The sequence below is a fragment of the Curtobacterium sp. PhB172 genome, from assembly GCF_003752545.1.
Taxonomy (GTDB): Bacteria; Actinomycetota; Actinomycetes; order Actinomycetales; family Microbacteriaceae; genus Curtobacterium.
This window is the reverse complement of the sequence record NZ_RKIF01000009.1, coordinates 377653-395995: the sequence shown is the minus strand read 5'-3', so window position 1 is coordinate 395995 and position 18343 is coordinate 377653. Positions and strand designations below refer to the sequence as shown.

Below are 18343 nucleotides of genomic sequence, written 5' to 3'. Positions count from 1 at the left end.
TGGGTGCTTTTTTGGGTTCGTCCCCCCCCCCCCCTGTTCTTGCCCGCCCGGGCCCGCGCGCGCGGGGGGGCCCCCCCCCCGGGGGGGGGGGGCCCCCCCCCCCCCCGGGGGGGGCCCCCACGCCCGCGCGGGGGCGCGACTCGGGACTGCCGCGCGGTCCGCACGCCCTGCGCGCCCGACCAAGCGCCACACGACCCGCCTAGCGGTCGGCGGACTCCCGCGACCGCGCGGGCTTCGCCTGCGGCAGCTTCGTCCCGACGACCTGGTCGATCACGTCGCGGGCGATCGCTTGAGCCGTCAGCCCGACGTCGGCGAGGATCTGCGACCGGGTCGCGTGGTCGATGAACTCGTCCGGCAACCCCAGCTCGTTCACGCCCGTGTCGACCCCGGCTGCCCGCAGGTCCTGCCGCAGCCGGGTCCCGACGCCACCGACGCGCACGCCGTCCTCGATCGTGATGACGAGCCGGTGCGTCCGCGACAGCTCGATGAGCGAGCCCGGGATCGGGACCACCCAGCGCGGGTCGACGACGGTGACGCCGATGCCCTGCGCCTCGAGCAGCGCCGCGGCCTCGAGCGCCGTCGGCACCATCGAGCCGACGGCCACGAAGAGCACGTCCTCGACGCCGTCCGCGGCGGCGTGCAGCACGTCCACACCGTCGGGGAGACGACGGACGGCGGGGATGTCCGGCCCGACCTGGCCCTTCGACCACCGGAGCACGGTGGGGGCGTCATCGACGGCGATCGCCTCGCGGAACTCCTCGCGCAGGGTCGCCGCATCGCGGGGCGCCGCGATCCGGATGCCGGGCACGACCTGCAGCAGCGCGAGGTCCCACATGCCGTGGTGCGACGGCCCGTCCGGCCCGGTGATGCCGGCGCGGTCGAGCACGAACGTGACGCCGGCCTTGTGCAACGCGACGTCCATCAGCACCTGGTCGAACGCCCGGTTGAGGAAGGTCGCGTACAGCGCCACCACGGGGTGCAGGCCGCCGTAGGCGAGACCCGCAGCGGTCGTCACGGCGTGCTGCTCGGCGATGCCGACGTCGTAGACCCGGTCGGGGTGCTGCTCCTGGAACAGGTGCAGTCCGGTCGGTCGGAGCATCGCTGCCGTGATCGCGACGATCCGGGGATCCGAGGCGCCGGCGTCAGCCAGGGAAGCCGCGAACACCGAGGTCCACGACGGACCCGACGCGGCCTCGAGCGACTCCCCCGTCTCCGGGTCGATGTGCCCGACGGCGTGGAACTGGTCGGCCTGGTCGCGCAGGGCCGGCTCGAACCCGTGGCCCTTCTCGGTGATCGCGTGCACGATCGTCGGGGCGCCGTAGGCCTTCGCCTGCCGGAGCGCTGCCTCCATCGCACGCTGGTCGTGTCCGTTGACCGGCCCGATGTACTTGATGTCGAGGTTCGAGTACAGCGCTTCGTTGTTCGTGAAGCGCGACAGGAACCCGTGGAGCCCCCCGCGCATCCCGCGGTACACGGCCCGGCCGGGAGCGCCGAAGCGGTCGGCCACGGCCCGGGAGGTCTCGTACAGCGCCCGGTACTCACGCCGCGTGCGCATGGAGCTGAGGAACCGCGCCATGCCGCCGATCGTCGGAGCGTACGAGCGGCCGTTGTCGTTGACGACGATGACCAGGCGACGGTCGTTGTCGTCCGAGATGTTGTTGAGCGCCTCCCACGTCATCCCACCGGTGAGGGCGCCGTCACCGACCACCGCGACGACGGTGCGGTCGGTCTGTCCGGTCTGCCCGAACGCGCGGGAGATCCCGTCGGCCCACGACAGGGACGACGACGCGTGCGACGACTCCACGATGTCGTGCTCGGACTCGCTCCGCTGCGGGTAGCCGGCGATGCCGCCCCGCTCGCGGAGCTTCGAGAAGTCCTGTCGCCCGGTGACGAGCTTGTGCACGTACGACTGGTGCCCGGTGTCGAACACGAAGGGGTCGTTCGGCGAATCGAACACCCGGTGCATCGCGAGCGTCAGCTCGACCACCCCGAGGTTGGGCCCGAGGTGCCCACCGGTCTTCGCGACCTCGGCCACCAGGAACCGGCGGATCTCGGCGGCGAGTTCGGTCATCTGCACGTCGGAGAGACGCTTCAGGTCGCGCGGCGACGTGATGCTGCTGAGCAGGCTCACGGGCGCTCCTTTCGTGGGGCTGATCCCCCACCATATCCGCGTGACCGGCAGACGGACTGGAGGCCCGTGGCGGTGTCGCCACGGGCCTCCAGTCCGTCGTGTGGTCGCGTCAGCGACCCGTGCTCACGTCGCTCAGACGAGCGACCGGAGCACGTACTGCAGGATGCCGCCGTTGCGGTAGTAGTCGGCCTCACCCGGGGTGTCGATGCGGACGACCGCGTCGAACTCGACCGGCTGCTTGCCCGCGGGCGAGTGCTCGCTCGGCGTCGCGGTGACGTGCACGGTCTTCGGGGTCCGGCCCTCGTTGAGCTCGGTCAACCCCGAGATCGAGACGACCTCGGTGCCGTCCAGCCCGAGGGACTCGACCGTCTCGCCCGCCGGGAACTGCAGCGGGACGACGCCCATGCCGATGAGGTTCGAGCGGTGGATCCGCTCGAAGCTCTCGGTGATGACCGCGCGGACGCCGAGCAGGTTCGTGCCCTTGGCCGCCCAGTCGCGCGACGAGCCCGAGCCGTACTCCTTGCCGCCGAAGATGACGAGCGGGATGCCCTGCTCCTGGTAGTGCTGCGAGGCGTCGTAGATGAACGACTGCTCGCCGTCGGCGGTCGTGAAGTCACGGGTGTATCCGCCCTCCACGCCGTCGAGCAGCTGGTTGCGCAGACGGATGTTCGCGAACGTGCCCCGGATCATCACCTCGTGGTTGCCGCGACGCGAGCCGTAGGAGTTGAAGTCCTTGCGGTCCACGTCGTGCTCGGCCAGGTACTTGCCGGCCGGGCTGTCCGCCTTGATCGAGCCGGCGGGCGAGATGTGGTCGGTCGTGACCGAGTCGCCGAGCTTCGCCAGCACGCGGGCGCCGGAGATGTCCGACACCGCGTCGGGCTGCATGGTCATGCCCTCGAAGTACGGGGGCTTCCGCACGTAGGTCGACTCCTGGTCCCACTCGAAGGTGTCGCCCGTGGGGGTCGGCAGGTTCTTCCAGCGGTCGTCGCCCTCGAACACGGAGCCGTACTCGTGGGTGAACATCTCGGTGTCGATCGACTCGTCGATGACCTGCTGGACCTCCACCGCGTCGGGCCAGATGTCCTGCAGGTAGACGTCGTTGCCGTCCTGGTCCTTGCCGAGGGCGTCCTTGTCGAAGTCGAAGTGCATCGACCCGGCGAGGGCGTACGCGATGACCAGGGGCGGGGACGCCAGGTAGTTCATCTTGACGTCGGGGTTGATGCGCCCCTCGAAGTTGCGGTTGCCCGAGAGCACCGCGGTGACGGCGAGGTCGTTGTCCTGCACGGCCTGCGAGATCTCCTCGGGCAGCGGGCCCGAGTTGCCGATGCAGGTGGTGCAGCCGTAGCCGACCGTGTAGAAGCCGAGCTGCTCGAGGTAGGTCGTGAGACCGGCCTTCTCGTAGTAGTCGGTGACGACCTTGGACCCGGGGGCGAGCGTCGTCTTGACCCACGGCTTCGAGGTCAGGCCCTTGGCGGCGGCGTTCCGCGCGAGGATGCCGGCCGCCATCATGACGGACGGGTTCGACGTGTTCGTGCACGAGGTGATCGCGGCGATCGCGACGGCACCGTGGTCGATCGTGAACGGGTCGGCCCCGTCCATCGCGACCTTCGTCGGGGCCGAGGCCGTCGACGGGGCGCTCGACACGTAGACGTGCTCGTGCAGGTTGGTGTCCTCGTTGGTCGAGCCCGCGGCGATCGGGTCGGAGGCCGGGAAGGTCTCCTCCACCGCATCGTCGAGGTCGGTCTGCTCGCTCGGGGTCGTGTAGTTGTTCAGGTCGACCTCGAACTGGTCCTTCGCCTTGGACAGTTCGATGCGGTCCTGCGGACGCTTCGGCCCCGAGATCGACGGCACGACCGTGGAGAGGTCGAGTTCCATGTACTCGGAGTACGCCGGCTCGACCGACGCGTCGTGCCACAGGCCCTGGGCCTTGGAGTACGCCTCGACCAGGGCGATCTGCGCCTCGTCGCGACCGGTCAGGCGCAGGTAGTCGAGCGTGACGTCGTCGACCGGGAAGATGGCCGCCGTCGAACCGAACTCGGGCGACATGTTGCCGATGGTGGCGCGGTTCGCGAGCGGGACGGCACTGACGCCCTCGCCGTAGAACTCGACGAACTTGCCGACGACACCGTGCTTGCGGAGTTCCTGCGTGATGGTGAGCACCACGTCGGTCGCGGTCACGCCGGCCGGGATCTCACCGGAGAGCTTGAAGCCGACGACCTTCGGGATGAGCATCGACACCGGCTGGCCGAGCATCGCTGCCTCGGCCTCGATGCCGCCGACGCCCCAGCCGAGCACGCCGAGCCCGTTCACCATCGTGGTGTGCGAGTCGGTGCCGACGAGGGTGTCCGGGTAGGCGTAGGTCTCGCCGTCGAAGTCACGCGTGTAGGTGACCTTCGCCAGGTACTCGATGTTGACCTGGTGCACGATGCCGGTGCCCGGCGGGACGACCTTGAAGTCCTCGAACGCGGTCTGGCCCCAGCGGAGGAACTGGTAGCGCTCCCCGTTCCGCTCGTACTCGAGGTCGGTGTTGCGCTGGAGTGCGTCCGTGCTGCCGAACAGGTCGGCGATGACCGAGTGGTCGATGACCATCTCGGCCGGGGACAGCGGGTTGATCTTGTTCGGGTCGCCGCCGATGTCCGCCATCGCCTCGCGCATGGTGGCGAGGTCGACGATGCACGGCACGCCCGTGAAGTCCTGCATGACGACGCGCGCCGGCGAGAACTGGATCTCGGTGTCCGGGTCGGCGTCGGGGCGCCAGGAGCCGAGCGCGCGGATCTGCGCCTCGGTGACGTTCTTGCCGTCCTCGGTGCGGAGGAGGTTCTCGAGCAGCACCTTCAGGCTGTACGGGAGCTTCTCGTGCCCGGGCACCGTGTCGATCCGGTGGATCGCGTAGTCGACACCCCCAACCGACAGTGTGTCCTTCGAGCCGAAGCTATTGACTGCAGCCACCGTGCCGCCTCCCTACTGATCGGTTTGCCCTCATCATCGCGGGCCGTGGTCCGTCCCACCAGCAAGGCAAACCTAATCCCGCTGGCGCCGGAGCGCCGGACGGGAAAGTCTCTTGATGTCGAGACAACTCTACACCGTGGCGGCGTCGTCCCTCCGCACGAACACGGTGCGGACCAGCAGCCACGTGACCCAGAGCACGGCGGCGTAGAGCGGGACGCCGAGGATGAGCTTGAGGCCGGCGAGCAGCTCGACCTGCGCGGTGAGGTACAGCGGCACCTCGACGGCCAGGCGGAGTGCGAAGAGCCCGACCCAGATCCAGGTGGCGACCGTCAGCACGCGGCGCTTGACCGGGTCGGCGCGCCAGTCGACGTGCGAGCCGTCCTCGTTCGCCGGCAGCAGGAACCCGACGACCAGACCGATGAGCGGCCAGCGGACGGCCAGTGACACGAGGAGCCCGACCAACCACACCGAGTTGATGATGATCCCCGGGATGAAGTTGCTCTCGGCGCGTCCGGTGATGAGGGCGAGGCCGGCCGACACCGCGACGCCGAGGATGCCGGCGAAGGACATCGTCAGCGATTGTCGCTGCACCAGGCGGAGCACGACGAAGACGAGTCCGACGACGACCGGGATCACGACGCTCGGCACGAGCTCCTTCGTGATCGCGTAGACGACGAGGAACGCGAACCCGGGCAGCACCGACTCGGCGAGCCCGCGGATCCCGCCGACCGCTCCGAGCAGCGCGCGCCCGGAGGGCGCCTCGCCGGGGGCGACGCGGGCGATGCCCGCGTTCTGCACCGCGTCGCGGAACTGCGCCGAGAACGACGGCGCAGCCGACGCAGCGTCAGGTGTCCCAGCGGACGCGGGCACGGCTTCGGACCCGGCCGTCTCGGGTCGGTGGGTGTCGTCGTGTTCCGGCACCGTGCCTCCAGGGCGGGTCAGGTCGTCAGATCGCGGTCTGCGTCGACTTCGGCATGTGCAGCGGGATGAGGTCGCGCGGCGGCATCGGCGTCGTGCCGCGCACGACGACGACGCTGCGGAACAGCTCCTCGATCTCGCTTGCGTCGTCGGGCTGCTCGGCGGCCTTGCCGGCGATCACGCCGCGCAGGAACCAACGGGGGCCGTCGACGCCGACGAAGCGGGCCGGACGGACGCCGGCGGTGCCGCCGTCGCCGTCGACCGCGACCGGCACGGACGCACGGAGCTCGGGGCCGAACGGGCCGTCGACCTCGGTCACGACACCGCCCTGGCGCTCGATCTGCTCGGCGATCTGCGCACGGATCTCGTGCCACAGACCCGTCGAGCGGGGTGCGGCGAACGGCTGGACCTGCAGCGTCGAGTCGTCGTAGTCGAGCCCGACCGCGACGACGCGCTGCGAGCCCTCCTCGACCTCGAGGCGCAGGTGCAGGCCCTCGCGCGGCAGGACCTTCACACCGCCCAGGTCGACGTACGGACGGACCAGGTTCGCCTCGGTCTCGTCGTGCGGGCCGTTCTCGGCGCGGTCCTCGGGAGCGGACTTGTCCGTCGGGGCGACCGCGTCGACCTCGTCGAGGTCCGCGTCGGCGTCCGTCGCGATGTCGACCTCGGGGGTCGTGTCCGCGATCTCGACCTCGTCGGCGACGGCCTCGGCCACCTCGACCTCGGCGCCCTCGACCTCGTCACGCTTGCGTCGACCGAACTTCATGCGCGCGTTCCTTCCTGAACATCATCGGCGGCACCGGTCACGGCACCGCTCCGGTCACCGTAGCCGGACGAGCCGAAGCCACCCTGGCCCCGGACGCTGTCGGGGAGTTCCTCGACGTGCGTGTACGTCACCCGCGGCACGGGCATGACGATCAGCTGTGCGATCCGGTCACCCACGTGCACCTCGTACGGTTCGGACCGGTCGGTGTTGAGCAGTGAGACCTTAATCTCGCCGCGGTACCCGGAGTCGACCGTGCCCGGGCTGTTGACGATGGTGATGCCGTGCTTGGCGGCGAGCCCGCTGCGCGGGACCACGAACGCGGCGTACCCCTCGGGGAGCGCGATCCGCAGCCCGGTCGCGGCCAGGTGGCGCTCGCCCGGCTGCAGCACGAAGGCCTCGGTCGAGACGAGGTCGGCACCGGCGTCGCCGGGGTGGGCGTGTCCGGGGCGGTTCTCCCCGGTCCAGAGGACGTCGACTGGTTCCATCACGTGTCGAGGGTAGTGCAGAGACGTGACCCGACCGTGACCTGTCCCGAGTCGTGGTCGAATGGACCCGTGACCCTGTACCGCGAACGACTCTGGGCCCCGCCCGCCCTGTACCTGGCGACGGCGCTCGTCATCCCCGCCACCCTGCTCGTGTTCCTGCCCATCAGCGTGCTCGCCGGGGTGCTCGTGGCGATCGGCATGGAGCTCGGCGTCCTCGTGCTCCTGTGGGCACTCGCACCCACCATCGAGGTCACGGACAGCGAGTTCCGCGCTGGCAAGGCGCACCTCCCCCGCGCACTCGTCGGCAGCGTCGAGGCGTTCGAGGGCGCTGAGGCTACCACGCAGCGCGGACCGAAGCTCGACGCTCGAGCGTGGACGCTCTTCCGCGGCTACGTGCGCGGGGTCGTCAAGGTCGAGGTCCGCGACGACGCCGACCCGACGCCCTACTGGCTGGTCAGCGTCCGGCAGCCCAGCAAGGTGGTCGAGGCGCTCCGGTCCTGACGGACCGCGACGGGCGGACGGGAGGCCCGGCACGCGTCCGCCCCGCACCGCACGACGAAGGCCCCGCATCCTGGAGGATGCGGGGCCTTCGGTGATCGGTGCGTCTAGAGCGCCGCGCATTCCGCGCAGACCGGCCCGAGCTTCGACTCGTGGTCGAGCTGGGAGCGGTGCTTCACGAGGAAGCACTCGACGCAGGTGAACTCATCGACCTGCGGGGGCAGCACCACGACGTCGAGGTCGACGTCGCTCAGGTCCTGCCCGGCGAGTTCGAAGCTGCCGGGGTTGTCCGAATCATCGTCGACGACCCCCGACATCTTGTCGGGAACGCGCTCCTTGAGGGCCTCGATCGACTCCGAATCGGAGTTGTCATCGGTCTTCCGGGGGGCGTCGTAATCGGTGGCCATGCCCATCCATTTCTCGTATCGAGAGGTCGTCGCCGGGTGATCGGCGGCGACAGTTTGCACTACGTCCCGCCAGAGTGCAAACCGAGATCTGCGGCGGGTCGTCACGGCGCTGCAACCCGTGACCGGATCGGGACATTCCCGACACCCGTCGCCACTGGTGCGCAGACTCCGCGGCACGCCCGTGCGCCTCCGTGGAAACCGTCCGCGACCACTGCATACTCACGGGGTACGACGCACGACCGTACGCGACGCTGGGAAGGCTGGACCATGCAAGACGTGAGAGTCATCGGAGTCGAGGCAGGCGCGATCCTCCTGGCCACCGACGGCGGTACCGAGTTCCGGTTGCCCGTCACGTCCTCGCTGCCGGGGCAGGTCCGACAGGCCAACCCCGACGCCGGTCCGCAGAAGCGGGTCTCCCCCAAGGACGTCCAGGCACGCATCCGTGGCGGTGCCGACGCCGCCGAGGTCGCCGCCGCACTCGACGTCGACGTCGAGTACGTCCGACGCTTCGAGGGCCCGGTGCTCGCCGAGCGCGCCTTCGTCCTCGACGCCTCGCACCGCGTCCCGGTGACCCCGGTCGACGACGAGGCCCCCGACACCTTCGGCGCGGCGATCACCGCGAAGCTCGAGGCCGGCGAGGCCACCGCGATCAGCTGGGGCTCGTGGAAGCACCCGGAGAGCGGCTGGCAGGTCCGGGTCCGCTACACCGCGGCCGAGGTCGAGCACGACGCGCAGTGGCGTTTCGACCCGAAGACCTCGACGCTCGTGCCGGACAACGGCGACGCACACCGGCTCTCGCACACCGACGACGAGGGCATCGCGCCCCGCCTGCGCGCCGTGGAGTACGAGCAGCAGCACGACGACGGCACCCGCTTCGACTCCGGCGCCTTCCGCGTCGAGGAAGAGGACGAGGCCGTCACGAACCCCGACGTCCCCGACCGCGCGCCGCTCCGAGCACCGCTGCCCCGCATCGGTCAGGCGGCCGTCGAGGAGCGCGCACCCGGCAACGAGACCGCCGACCTGCTCGAGGCGCTCCGCCGCCGCCGTGGGGAGCGCGAGGCCGCATCGTTCGGGGAACAGCGCGACGAGCCCGCTCGCGGCACCTCGATCAGCGTCGTCGACATCCCGCTGCAGGGCTTCGAGGACGAGCCCGAGGGCGACACCGTTCCGCCGTCCGCCGACGCCCGTCCGGCATCGGCGCCAGAAGCCGAGGGCCGTGCGGAGCGCAAGAAGCGCAACCGTCGGTCGATGCCGAGCTGGGACGAGATCGTCTTCGGCACCCGCCCGGAGGACCCGGCCTGATCAGCTCGGACTGACCGGCGGCCGGCTGCTACTGCGCGAATGCCCCGGCGAGCCGCAGCGGGACGAACGTCTCCTCGTCGGTCATCGCGCCGTGCTGGCCGATCATGCGCTTCGGCACCTCGCCGTCACGCAGCGCGCGGTCGTCGTTGAACGCCCACGACCCGCGCGCCACGACGATCACGTCGCCGATGCGCGGGACCACCTGCGGCGAGACCGCACCGAACCACCCGGCGGCGATAGCCTCGTCGCGGCTTGCGACGTACGCCTTCTTGCCGTAGCGCGCTCGGAACGCCCCGACCAGCCCGCGCACGTCGGTGCCCGGTGCCACCGTGAGCTGGCGGCACCGCGGATCGCCCGCCACCCCGACGACGTCCGTCAACAGGAGCGGGTCGATGGCGATGTTCGCGTGGTCGGGCACGTCGAGCACGCCGTGGTCCGCGGTGACGAGGACGCCGACGTCCGACGCACCGCGGGCATCGAGGCGGGCGAGCTCGCCGTCGAGCAGCTCGAGCGTCGCCGTCCACCGGTCGGACTGCCACCCGGACTTGTGGCCGATCGAGTCGAGCTCCGGCACGTACAGGTACACGAGCGACCGACCGGTGGCGGTCTCGGCCAGGGCGGCGTCGATGCGCTCCGGGATCGTGTCCGCCGACACGTACCGCGCGCCGCCGAGGACGTTCGCGGTCATGCCCGACGCCCGGTACCGATCGGGGCCGACGACGACGGGGTCGACGCCGAGCTCCGCGGCGCGGGTGAAGAGCGTCTCGGTGAGGAACCAGTCCGCGGGGACCTCGGTGTCCCACCCGCCGAGCAGGTTCATGACAGCACCGGTGTCCGGGTTCCAGCCGCTGTAGCCGACGACGCCGTGCGTGCCGGGCGACCGTCCGGTGGTCAGGGTGCTCAGTGCCGCGGCCGTCGTGGTCGGGAACCCGCTGCGCAGCTTCTTCGCGGTGCCGGACCCCTTCGCGGCCGTGAGCCAGCGGGCGTGCCCGGCGCGAGCCGACAGCGCGACGCTCCCGAGGCCGTCGACCAGGACGACGATCGCGGAACGGGCGGGACGGAGGGCGATCCGGGCCTCCAGGCCGTGGTCACGCGACCACGCGCCGTCCGCAGCCCCGAGCGCCACGAGGCAACTCGGGAAGACGTCGGCGAGGTTCGCGGCGGCGTCGGGGGCCGTCGGTACGCTTGTTCCCATTCCACAGAGTCTTCCAGACGACCCCGGTCTCCCAGACGACTCCGGTCTTCCAGAAAGGTGCCATGGCACGCACGGACGCAGTCGGCCTGCCCGACGGTGAGCGCATCGAGGACGTCGACGTCTCCGAGGAGATGCAGGGCTCCTTCCTCGAGTACGCGTACTCCGTCATCTACTCGCGGGCGCTGCCCGATGCGCGCGACGGCCTGAAGCCCGTCCAGCGGCGCATCCTGTACCAGATGGCCGAGATGGGTCTGCGGCCCGACCGCGGGCACGTCAAGAGCGCCCGCGTCACCGGTGAGGTGATGGGCAAGCTGCACCCGCACGGCGACGGAGCGATCTACGACGCCCTGGTGCGGATGGCGCAGCCGTTCACGATGCGTGTGCCGCTGATCGACGGCCACGGCAACTTCGGGTCGCTCGACGACGGTCCCGCTGCCGCCCGGTACACCGAAGCCCGCCTGGCCGAACCGTCGATGGCGATGACCGAGGGCCTCGGCGAGGACGTCGTCGACTTCGTCCCGAACTACGACAACCAGATCATGCAGCCCGGCGTCCTGCCCGCGGCGTTCCCGAACCTGCTCGTCAACGGCGCGTCGGGCATCGCGGTCGGCATGGCGACGAACATGGCGCCGCACAACCTGGGCGAGGTGGTCGAGGCCGCGAAGCACCTGCTGATGAACCCGCAGGCCACCCTCGAAGAGCTCATGGAGTTCGTGCCGGGGCCGGATCTGCCCTCCGGCGGCACCATCGTCGGGCTCTCCGGGGTCCGCGACGCGTACGCCACCGGGCGTGGCACGTTCCGCACCCGGTCGAAGGTGAGCGTCGAGAACCTGACCCCGCGCAAGGTCGGACTCGTCGTCACCGAGCTGCCGTACCTGGTCGGCCCCGAGCGCGTCATCGAGAAGATCAAGGACGGCGTCCAGTCCAAGAAGCTCGTCGGCATCTCGGACGTCAACGACCTGACCGACCGCAACCACGGGCTCCGGCTCGTGATCGGCATCAAGAGCGGGTTCAACCCCACCGCGGTGCTCGAGCAGCTGTACAAGCACACTCCGCTCGAGGACGGCTTCGGCATCAACAACGTCGCGCTCGTCGGCGGGTCACCGCGCACGCTCGGACTGCGCGAGCTGCTCGACGTCTACGTGCAGCACCGGCTGTCGGTCGTCACCCGGCGGTCGGAGTACCGGCTCGCGCGTCGCCTCGAGCGGCTGCACCTGGTCGAGGGCCTGCTCATCGCGATCCTCGACATCGACGAGGTCATCCAGGTCATCCGCACCTCGGACGACTCCGAGGCCGCACGGAGCCGTCTCCGCGACGTCTTCGACCTGTCCGAGGTGCAGGCCGAGTACATCCTCGAACTGCGGCTCCGACGCCTGACGAAGTTCTCGCGCATGGAGCTCGAGGCAGAGCGCGACCAGCTCCTCGCCGACATCGCTGCGCTCGAGGAACTCCTGGCGTCCGACGAACGGCTCCGTGCCCAGGTCGCGCTCGAGCTCACCGAGGTCTCCGACAAGTTCGCCACCCCCCGCCGCACCCTGCTCACCGAGGCCGACGCCCCCGTCAAGGGCGGTCGCAAGGCCGCGGTCGACCCGGAGTCGCTCCAGGTCGCCGACTCGCCGTGCCGCGTGCTCCTCTCGACCACCGGACGACTCATCCGCGTGGACATCCAGACGTCGGAGCTCAGCATCGTCCGCGTGCCGAAGCGCTCCAAGCACGACGCCGTCCGGTCCGCCGTGGTGAGCACCGTCCGGGGCCAGGTCGGCGCGCTGACCTCGACCGGGCGGGTCCTGCGGCTCTCCCCCGTCGACGTCCCGGCGGTGCCGCCCGCCGCGGTCCGCCTCGACGCCGGCGTACGGGTCACGGACTTCCTGGTGCTCACCAAGGGCGAGACGGTCGTTGCACTCGTCGACCTGTCCGGCGCGTCGTCGGACTCCCTCGCCATCGGTACCGCGCAGGGCGTCGTGAAGCGCGTCGTCCCCGGAGCCTGGCCCGACAAGCCCGAGTTCGTCGCCATCGGCCTGAAGCCCGGCGACGCGGTGGTCGGCGCCGCCCAGGCACCCGAGTCCGACGACCTGGTGTTCATCAGCTCGAACGCCCAGCTCCTGCGCTTCCCCGCGTCCGGCGTCCGTGCCCAGGGGCTCCCGGCAGGCGGTGTCGCGGGCATGGCGCTGGCACCCGGGTCCTCGGTGATCTGGTTCGGCTCCGTCGCCCGGTCCGACGACGCCGTGGTCGCCACGGTGTCCACGACCTCCACGGCGCTGCCGGGCACCGACTCCGGTCGCGCCAAGGTCTCCGCCCTGTCCGAGTTCCCCGCCAAGGGCCGGGCGACCCAGGGTGTCCGAGCGCACGCGTTCCTGAAGGGCGAGGACGGGCTCACCGTGGGCTGGGCGGGCATCGCTCCCCCGCACGCGGTCGGTACGGACGGCGCCGCGCGGACCCTGCCCGACTGGCTGTCGAAGCGTGACGGGTCGGGGGCGCCGCTCGAGGCGGTCATCGGCTCGATCGGTGGCAGTGCTGCGGCGCTCGACGGCACCGCTGGCGACGCGTAGCGCGCGGCAGCGCTCCGGCGGGCTTCTCTCCGCGAAGCGACAGTGTCCCGCGAACAGTTCGCGGGACACTGTCGCGTTGGCGGCACGGACCGAGCACGGTGGCGCCACGGTGTCGCTCTGGCGGCACCGAGACTCGGTCTGCGCGACATCGTTCGCGGTCCGGCACCCGAGTCCGGTCGCCCACCGCGAGACTCGCTGGCCGGGAGGCGCGGGCCAGCCCCGTCCAGACCGCTCGCTCCGCCGACGCGGAAGCGACAGAAGTCCGCCAACAGTTCGCAGGACTCGGTCGCGTTGGCGGTACGGACCGCGCACGGTGGCGGCACGGTGGCGGCGCTGGGGGCACCGAGACTCGGGCTGAGCGACCGAACTCGGAGCTCGCAGCCCGAGAGGAGTCGCTGCGGCCGAGACTCGGCCCAGCACCGCCGAGACTCGGGCCAGGCGCCGCCGCGCGACTACGCGTCGATGCGGTCGCGGTCCAGACCCTCGCCGGCCAGGATGAACTCCTTGCGCGGGGCCACGTCGTTGCCCATCAGCAGCTCGAACACCTTCGCCGCGCTCTCGGCATGCGTGATGTTCACCCGCCGCAGGGTCCGGTGCGCACGGTCCATGGTGGTCTCGGCGAGCTGATCGGCGTCCATCTCGCCCAGGCCCTTGTACCGCTGGATCGGCTCCTGGTACTTCTTGCCGGTCTTCTCGAGCTTCTTCAGCACGGTCTGCAGCTCCTGCTCGGAGTACGTGTACAGCGTGTCGTTCGGCTTGCCGCGGTTCACCACGACGACCCGGTGCAGCGGCGGCACGGCGGCGAACACCCGGCCCTGCTCGATCATCGGTCGCATGTACCGGAAGAACAGGGTCAGCAGCAGCGTGCGGATGTGGGCACCGTCGACGTCGGCGTCCGACATGATGATGACCTTGCCGTAGCGCGCCTGGTCGATCTCGAACGTCCGGCCGGAGCCGGCACCGATGACCTGGATGATCGACGCGCACTCGACGTTCGACAGCATGTCCGACACGGACGCCTTCTGCACGTTGAGGATCTTGCCGCGGATCGGCAGCAGCGCCTGGTACTCGCTGTTGCGGGCGAGCTTCGCAGTCCCCAGGGCCGAGTCGCCCTCGACGATGAAGAGCTCGGTGCCCTCGGTCTCCTGCGATCGGCAGTCCGCGAGCTTCGTCGGCAACGAGGAGTTCTCGAGCGCGTTCTTCCGGCGCTGCGTCTCCTTGTGGGCGCGGGCCGAGATGCGGGTCTTCATCTCCGCGACGACCTTCTCGAGCAGGGTCGCCGCCTGGGCCTTCTCGGTGCGCTGCGTCGACGTCAGGATCTCGGTGATGCGCTTCGACACGACCTGGTCGACGATCTTGCGGACCGCCGGCGTGCCGAGGATCTCCTTCGTCTGTCCCTCGAACTGCGGCTCGGGCAGCCGGACGGTCAGCACGGCGGTCATGCCGGCGAGCACGTCGTCCTTGTCGAGCTTGTCCTGCCCGACCTTGAGCTTGCGGGCGTTCGCCTCGACCTGTGCACGGACGGCCTTGACCAGACCGGATTCGAAGCCGGCCTGGTGCGTGCCGCCCTTCGGCGTGGCGATGATGTTGACGAAGCTGCGGAACACCGTCTCGTAGCCGTCGCCCCACCGCAGCGCGAGGTCCACCTCACAGGAGCGCTCGACCGAGGTCGACACCATGTGACCCTTGTCGTCGAGCATCGGGACGGTCTCGGTGAAGGTCCCGGTGCCCTGCACGCGCCAGACGTCGGTGACGGCGGTGTCGGCCGCGAGGTGCTCGACGAACTCGCCGATGCCGCCCTCGTAGCGGAAGCGCTCGACGACCGGGCCGGCCTCGACGGCGGTCCCCGTCGCCTCGGCACGCGCAGCGGCGGCCTCGATCGAGGACACGCGCTCGTCGGTGATCGTGATGCCGAGCCCGGGCACCAGGAACGCCGTCTGCCGCGCCCGGGTGACCAGGTCGTCGGTGCTGAACCGCGCGTCGGCGGTGAAGATCTGCCGGTCCGCCCAGTACCGGATCCGGGAACCCGTGACGCCCTTCTTCACCTTGCCGACGACCCGCAGCTCACTGCCCGAGGTGAAGGGGCTGAACGGGGCGTCCGGACCGATGCCCTCGGCGTCGTCGAACGTGCCGGGCTCGCCGCGGTGGAACGACATGGCGTAGGTCTTGCCGCCGCGGTCGACCTCGACGTCGAGGCGCTCGGACAGGGCGTTGACCACCGAGGCACCGACGCCGTGCAGACCACCGGAGGCCGCGTAGGAGCCGGAGCCGAACTTGCCGCCGGCGTGCAGCTTGGTGAACACGACCTCGACCCCGGTCAGGCCGGTCTTCGGTTCGACGTCCACCGGGATGCCCCGGGCGGTGTCGCGGACCTCGACCGAACCGTCGGCGTGCAGCACGACGCCGATCTCGTCGCCGTGCCCCGCCAGGGCTTCGTCGACGGAGTTGTCGATGATCTCCCACAGGCAGTGCATGAGCCCGCGGGAGTCGGTCGAGCCGATGTACATCCCCGGACGCTTCCGGACCGCCTCGAGCCCTTCGAGGACGGAGAGATGGCGTGCGGAGTAGTCGGAGCTCACCGTCCGATGCTACCGAGCGGTACCGACACCCTCGGCGCGGACACTCGCACTGGGGACAACCGATCCGCGCTCAGCGAAACAGCGCTGCACAATGCATCGTTCTCAGGCATCACGTGTTGAAATGGTGCAACCACCCGGCACCACCTGCGATCCGTGAGGAGCACAGCAATGACCCAGACCGTGCAGGACCCCTCCATCGACGAAGTCAGCAACCACCAGCTGACCGCCGCCGACCGTTGCGACAGCTGCGGAGCGCAGGCCTACATCCGAGCCACCATGTCGAGCGGCGAGCTCTTCTTCTGCGCGCACCACGGCGCAGAGTTCAAGGACAAGCTCGCGGCGACCGCCATCGAATGGCACGACGAGAGCAGCCGACTCTACGAGTCGAAGTAGCGCGCGAAGGCGCGACCACAGCAAGACGGGAGGCCCGGTGCCAGCTGGCACCGGGCCTCCCGTCTGTCTGTTGCCCGTCTCAGAACGCGCGGATACGACGAAGGCCGGGTCCCGTCGGGAACCGGCCTTCGTGAGCGTCACGCGATGCGCTTGAACGCCTTGTCGACGTAGCGGTCGACCGTCGCGCGCGCTTCGCGTGCGTAGCGGTCGATGGTGGCCGTCTGCTCCGGGTCCGGTGCGTACTCGCGACCCAGCCGTGCGGTTGCTGCGGCGAGGACTCCGTCGGTCAGCTGCGGGTTGAGCGGCAGGATCGGACCCTGCGTGTGCGTGCCGAAGGACGTGCCGACGATCGCACCCTCGACCGGGGCTCCCGCCTGGTTGCCGCAGCCGGACACGACGTCGGCGAAGGGGGTGACCCCGGCCGCGAGCTCGATCGTGGTGGCGTGGTCCTCGAAGCCGGCGAGCCGCTTCGGCGCACCGGGGAGCAGCGGGTACCGGGTCTCGAGAACGAAGTAGTTGACCCGACGTTCGGCACCGCGGACGGCGCGGGCGTCGAACACGCCGAACCCGGCGAGCGGAGCACCCTCGGTGGGGACGACCTCGTTCGTCGCCAGGTCGAACCCGCCGCCGACGGCGATGACCGGCACCCCGTCGCTCGCGAACGAACGGAGCGGAGCGGCGATGCGGGCGACGTCCGCACCGAGCGACCGCATCGCGCTGAGCGGTCCGTTGCCGATGACCACGACGTCGGCCGCGGCGGGCAGATCGTCGCCGGGCGCGTACTCGAGCACCTCGGTGTCGAGGCCGGCTGCGGCGGCACGGCGGACGAGGGCTGCGACGTTGCCGCGGTCCCCCGAGACCCCCATCTGCCGGGGGTAGACGTGCAGGATGGTCAGCCGGTCGGCCGTCATGCGGTCTTCTCCATGTCCGGGTGGCCGAGGGCCTTGCGGGCGATCATCATGATCTCGTAGTTGACGATGAAGTTCTTCGTCCCGCTGGTCGTCGACCCGAGCTGCTCCATGTGCTTGATCGCGGCCTCGACGTCGGGGTCGACCCTGCCGATGCGGACACCGGCGTGCTCGAGGGCGATCGCGATCTGCCAGGCCTTGTCACCGGAGACGACGTCGACGTGGTCGAGCTTCGAGAAGTCGATGTCGTAGATCCACGAGATGTCCGGCGTGCCCTCGTCGATCGCCATGAGGACCTGCTCGGGGCGGTCCGGCAGCGCGTCGAGGTTGAGCTGGAGGCTCGCGGCGTTCTTGAACATCGTGAACTCGGCGAACTCGCCGGCGATCGGCAGTCGCTCCCCGCGGCCGTACGCCGGCTTCATCGTGCCGAAGGCCTTCGTGACGGCGTCGGCGCGGAACTGCGTGCCGAGTGCTGCGCTGGCCGTGGCGGTGGCAGCAGCAGCGTCGACCGCGTAGTGCAGGCCGCGTGCGGGCAGGCGCACCGCGATGTCGGAACCGTCGAAACGGATCGACGCACCGTCACCGGTGTTCACGACGACCTCTGACTCAGCGGCGTTCGGCTGGGCGTCCTGCCGGTCGAAGTCGTCGGCGTTCTGCAGGCCGTTCGGCGCCGCGGCGACGACCTCGGCGCTCGCACCGAAACGCAGCACCCGCTGGCCCGTGCGCGCTGCGTAGGCATCGAGGAACTGGTCGTCGCGGTTCGTGATGACGTTCGCCGTGGACAGTGCCGCGGTGTCGAGCATCATGTCGGCGACGCGTTCGGTCTCGAAGAACCGGTACAGCTGGTCGACCTGCACGTTGAGCATCGTCACCGTGGACGGCGACAGGATGCCGGCGAGCTCGACCGCGAAGGCCTCGTCCACCTCGAGGATGCCGATGTCCGCCTTCAGGCGACCGGTCAGCGACACCTCGGACAGCAGCGCCGACGCGATGCCCTGCGGCAGGTTCGCCCCGGACGGGTTCGTGAAGACGCGGAGCCCGTGCGCCCGGACGATGTCCGAGATCATGTGCGTGGTCGTCGACTTGCCGTTCGACCCGAGCACGAAGACGACGCCGTTCGGGAACTGCTTCGTCACGTGCTGCAGGAAGTCCGGCACCAGCTTGAGCACGATGTACCCGGGGTAGGCGGATCCCCCGCCCCGCGCTCGGGCGAGGGCGCGGAGGACCCGCCCGATCAGGATCGGGATGAAGAACCGCATCGGC

The 18343-nt window shown here is 70.4% G+C and carries 14 protein-coding genes; 4 read left to right on the top strand and 10 right to left on the bottom strand.

Translation table 11 applies throughout. The annotated features are described in order from the left end of the window. Positions 1-199: 199 nt before the first annotated feature. The 5 genes from dxs to dut all read right to left on the bottom strand — a co-directional run bounded on the left by dxs (position 200) and on the right by dut (position 7249). Positions 200-2131 carry a 1-deoxy-D-xylulose-5-phosphate synthase gene (dxs, locus tag EDF42_RS14160; RefSeq protein ID WP_123672827.1) on the bottom strand — a complete coding sequence of 644 codons (1932 nt, stop codon included), beginning with the start codon at positions 2129-2131 and terminating at the stop codon, positions 200-202. Positions 2132-2263: 132 nt separating this feature from the next. Then, positions 2264-5080 (bottom strand): aconitate hydratase AcnA, encoded by a 2817-nt coding sequence (acnA, locus tag EDF42_RS14155; protein WP_123672825.1) that lies wholly within the window; start codon positions 5078-5080, stop codon positions 2264-2266. Positions 5081-5209: 129 nt separating this feature from the next. Beyond that, positions 5210-6001 (bottom strand): DUF3159 domain-containing protein, encoded by a 792-nt coding sequence (locus tag EDF42_RS14150; protein ID WP_123340525.1) that lies wholly within the window; start codon positions 5999-6001, stop codon positions 5210-5212. A gap of 25 nt (positions 6002-6026) precedes the next feature. After that, the gene (locus tag EDF42_RS14145) at positions 6027-6764 is read right to left on the bottom strand and encodes a DUF3710 domain-containing protein (RefSeq protein ID WP_228510001.1); all 738 of its coding nucleotides are present in this window, start codon (positions 6762-6764) and stop codon (positions 6027-6029) included. Further along, on the bottom strand, positions 6761-7249 hold the full coding sequence (gene dut / locus EDF42_RS14140) for a dUTP diphosphatase (RefSeq protein WP_123340524.1): 489 nt from the start codon (positions 7247-7249) through the stop codon (positions 6761-6763). The genes EDF42_RS14145 and dut overlap by 4 nt, the downstream gene beginning before the upstream one ends. Before the next feature lie 69 nt (positions 7250-7318). On the opposite strand from dut, the gene EDF42_RS14135 reads away from it, so the two are divergent. Continuing rightward, positions 7319-7750: a DUF3093 domain-containing protein gene (locus EDF42_RS14135; protein ID WP_123672823.1), complete on the top strand. Its 432-nt coding sequence runs from the start codon at positions 7319-7321 to the stop codon at positions 7748-7750. A gap of 104 nt (positions 7751-7854) precedes the next feature. Here the strand turns inward: EDF42_RS14135 and EDF42_RS14130 are convergent, their stop codons facing one another. Beyond that, entirely contained in the window at positions 7855-8154 is a 300-nt protein-coding gene (locus EDF42_RS14130) for a DUF4193 domain-containing protein (protein WP_031263038.1), read from the bottom strand. 276 nt (positions 8155-8430) lie between these two features. Between EDF42_RS14130 and sepH the strand changes: the two genes are divergently transcribed. Beyond that, positions 8431-9456: a septation protein SepH gene (gene sepH, locus EDF42_RS14125; RefSeq protein ID WP_185021203.1), complete on the top strand. Its 1026-nt coding sequence runs from the start codon at positions 8431-8433 to the stop codon at positions 9454-9456. Positions 9457-9484: 28 nt separating this feature from the next. Here the strand turns inward: sepH and EDF42_RS14120 are convergent, their stop codons facing one another. Continuing rightward, positions 9485-10651 carry an alkaline phosphatase family protein gene (locus tag EDF42_RS14120; RefSeq protein WP_123672821.1) on the bottom strand — a complete coding sequence of 389 codons (1167 nt, stop codon included), beginning with the start codon at positions 10649-10651 and terminating at the stop codon, positions 9485-9487. 62 nt (positions 10652-10713) lie between these two features. Between EDF42_RS14120 and EDF42_RS14115 the strand changes: the two genes are divergently transcribed. Continuing rightward, positions 10714-13200, top strand: coding sequence for a DNA topoisomerase (ATP-hydrolyzing) subunit A (locus EDF42_RS14115; RefSeq protein WP_123672819.1), 2487 nt, complete (start codon positions 10714-10716; stop codon positions 13198-13200). Positions 13201-13652: 452 nt separating this feature from the next. Here EDF42_RS14115 and EDF42_RS14110 read toward each other — a convergent pair whose 3' ends face one another. Next, a complete protein-coding gene (locus tag EDF42_RS14110; protein WP_123340520.1) occupies positions 13653-15779 on the bottom strand; it encodes a type IIA DNA topoisomerase subunit B in 2127 nt (708 codons plus the stop codon). A 168-nt stretch (positions 15780-15947) separates the two neighbouring features. On the opposite strand from EDF42_RS14110, the gene EDF42_RS14105 reads away from it, so the two are divergent. Beyond that, on the top strand, positions 15948-16172 hold the full coding sequence (locus tag EDF42_RS14105; RefSeq protein WP_071255055.1) for a hypothetical protein: 225 nt from the start codon (positions 15948-15950) through the stop codon (positions 16170-16172). Positions 16173-16309: 137 nt separating this feature from the next. On the opposite strand, the gene EDF42_RS14100 is transcribed toward EDF42_RS14105, so the two are convergent. Further along, positions 16310-17083, bottom strand: a complete 774-nt coding sequence (locus EDF42_RS14100; protein WP_123672817.1) for a type 1 glutamine amidotransferase — start codon at positions 17081-17083, stop codon at positions 16310-16312. After that, positions 17080-18339, bottom strand: a complete 1260-nt coding sequence (locus EDF42_RS14095) for a MurT ligase domain-containing protein (protein WP_123672815.1) — start codon at positions 18337-18339, stop codon at positions 17080-17082. The genes EDF42_RS14100 and EDF42_RS14095 overlap by 4 nt, the downstream gene beginning before the upstream one ends. Between the last annotated feature and the right edge of the window lie 4 nt (positions 18340-18343).

Bases quoted from the DNA above. Each gene is read 5' to 3' on its own strand.
- EDF42_RS14145 (WP_228510001.1), bottom strand. From the start codon at position 6,764: ATGAAGTTCGGTCGACGCAAGCGTGACGAGGTCGAGGGCGCCGAGGTC.
- dut (WP_123340524.1), bottom strand. From the start codon at position 7,249: ATGGAACCAGTCGACGTCCTCTGGACCGGGGAGAACCGCCCCGGACAC.
- EDF42_RS14130 (WP_031263038.1), bottom strand. From the start codon at position 8,154: ATGGCCACCGATTACGACGCCCCCCGGAAGACCGATGACAACTCCGAT.
- EDF42_RS14120 (WP_123672821.1), bottom strand. From the start codon at position 10,651: ATGGGAACAAGCGTACCGACGGCCCCCGACGCCGCCGCGAACCTCGCC.
- EDF42_RS14115 (WP_123672819.1), top strand. From the start codon at position 10,714: ATGGCACGCACGGACGCAGTCGGCCTGCCCGACGGTGAGCGCATCGAG.
- EDF42_RS14105 (WP_071255055.1), top strand. From the start codon at position 15,948: ATGACCCAGACCGTGCAGGACCCCTCCATCGACGAAGTCAGCAACCAC.
- EDF42_RS14100 (WP_123672817.1), bottom strand. From the start codon at position 17,083: ATGACGGCCGACCGGCTGACCATCCTGCACGTCTACCCCCGGCAGATG.
- EDF42_RS14095 (WP_123672815.1), bottom strand. From the start codon at position 18,339: ATGCGGTTCTTCATCCCGATCCTGATCGGGCGGGTCCTCCGCGCCCTC.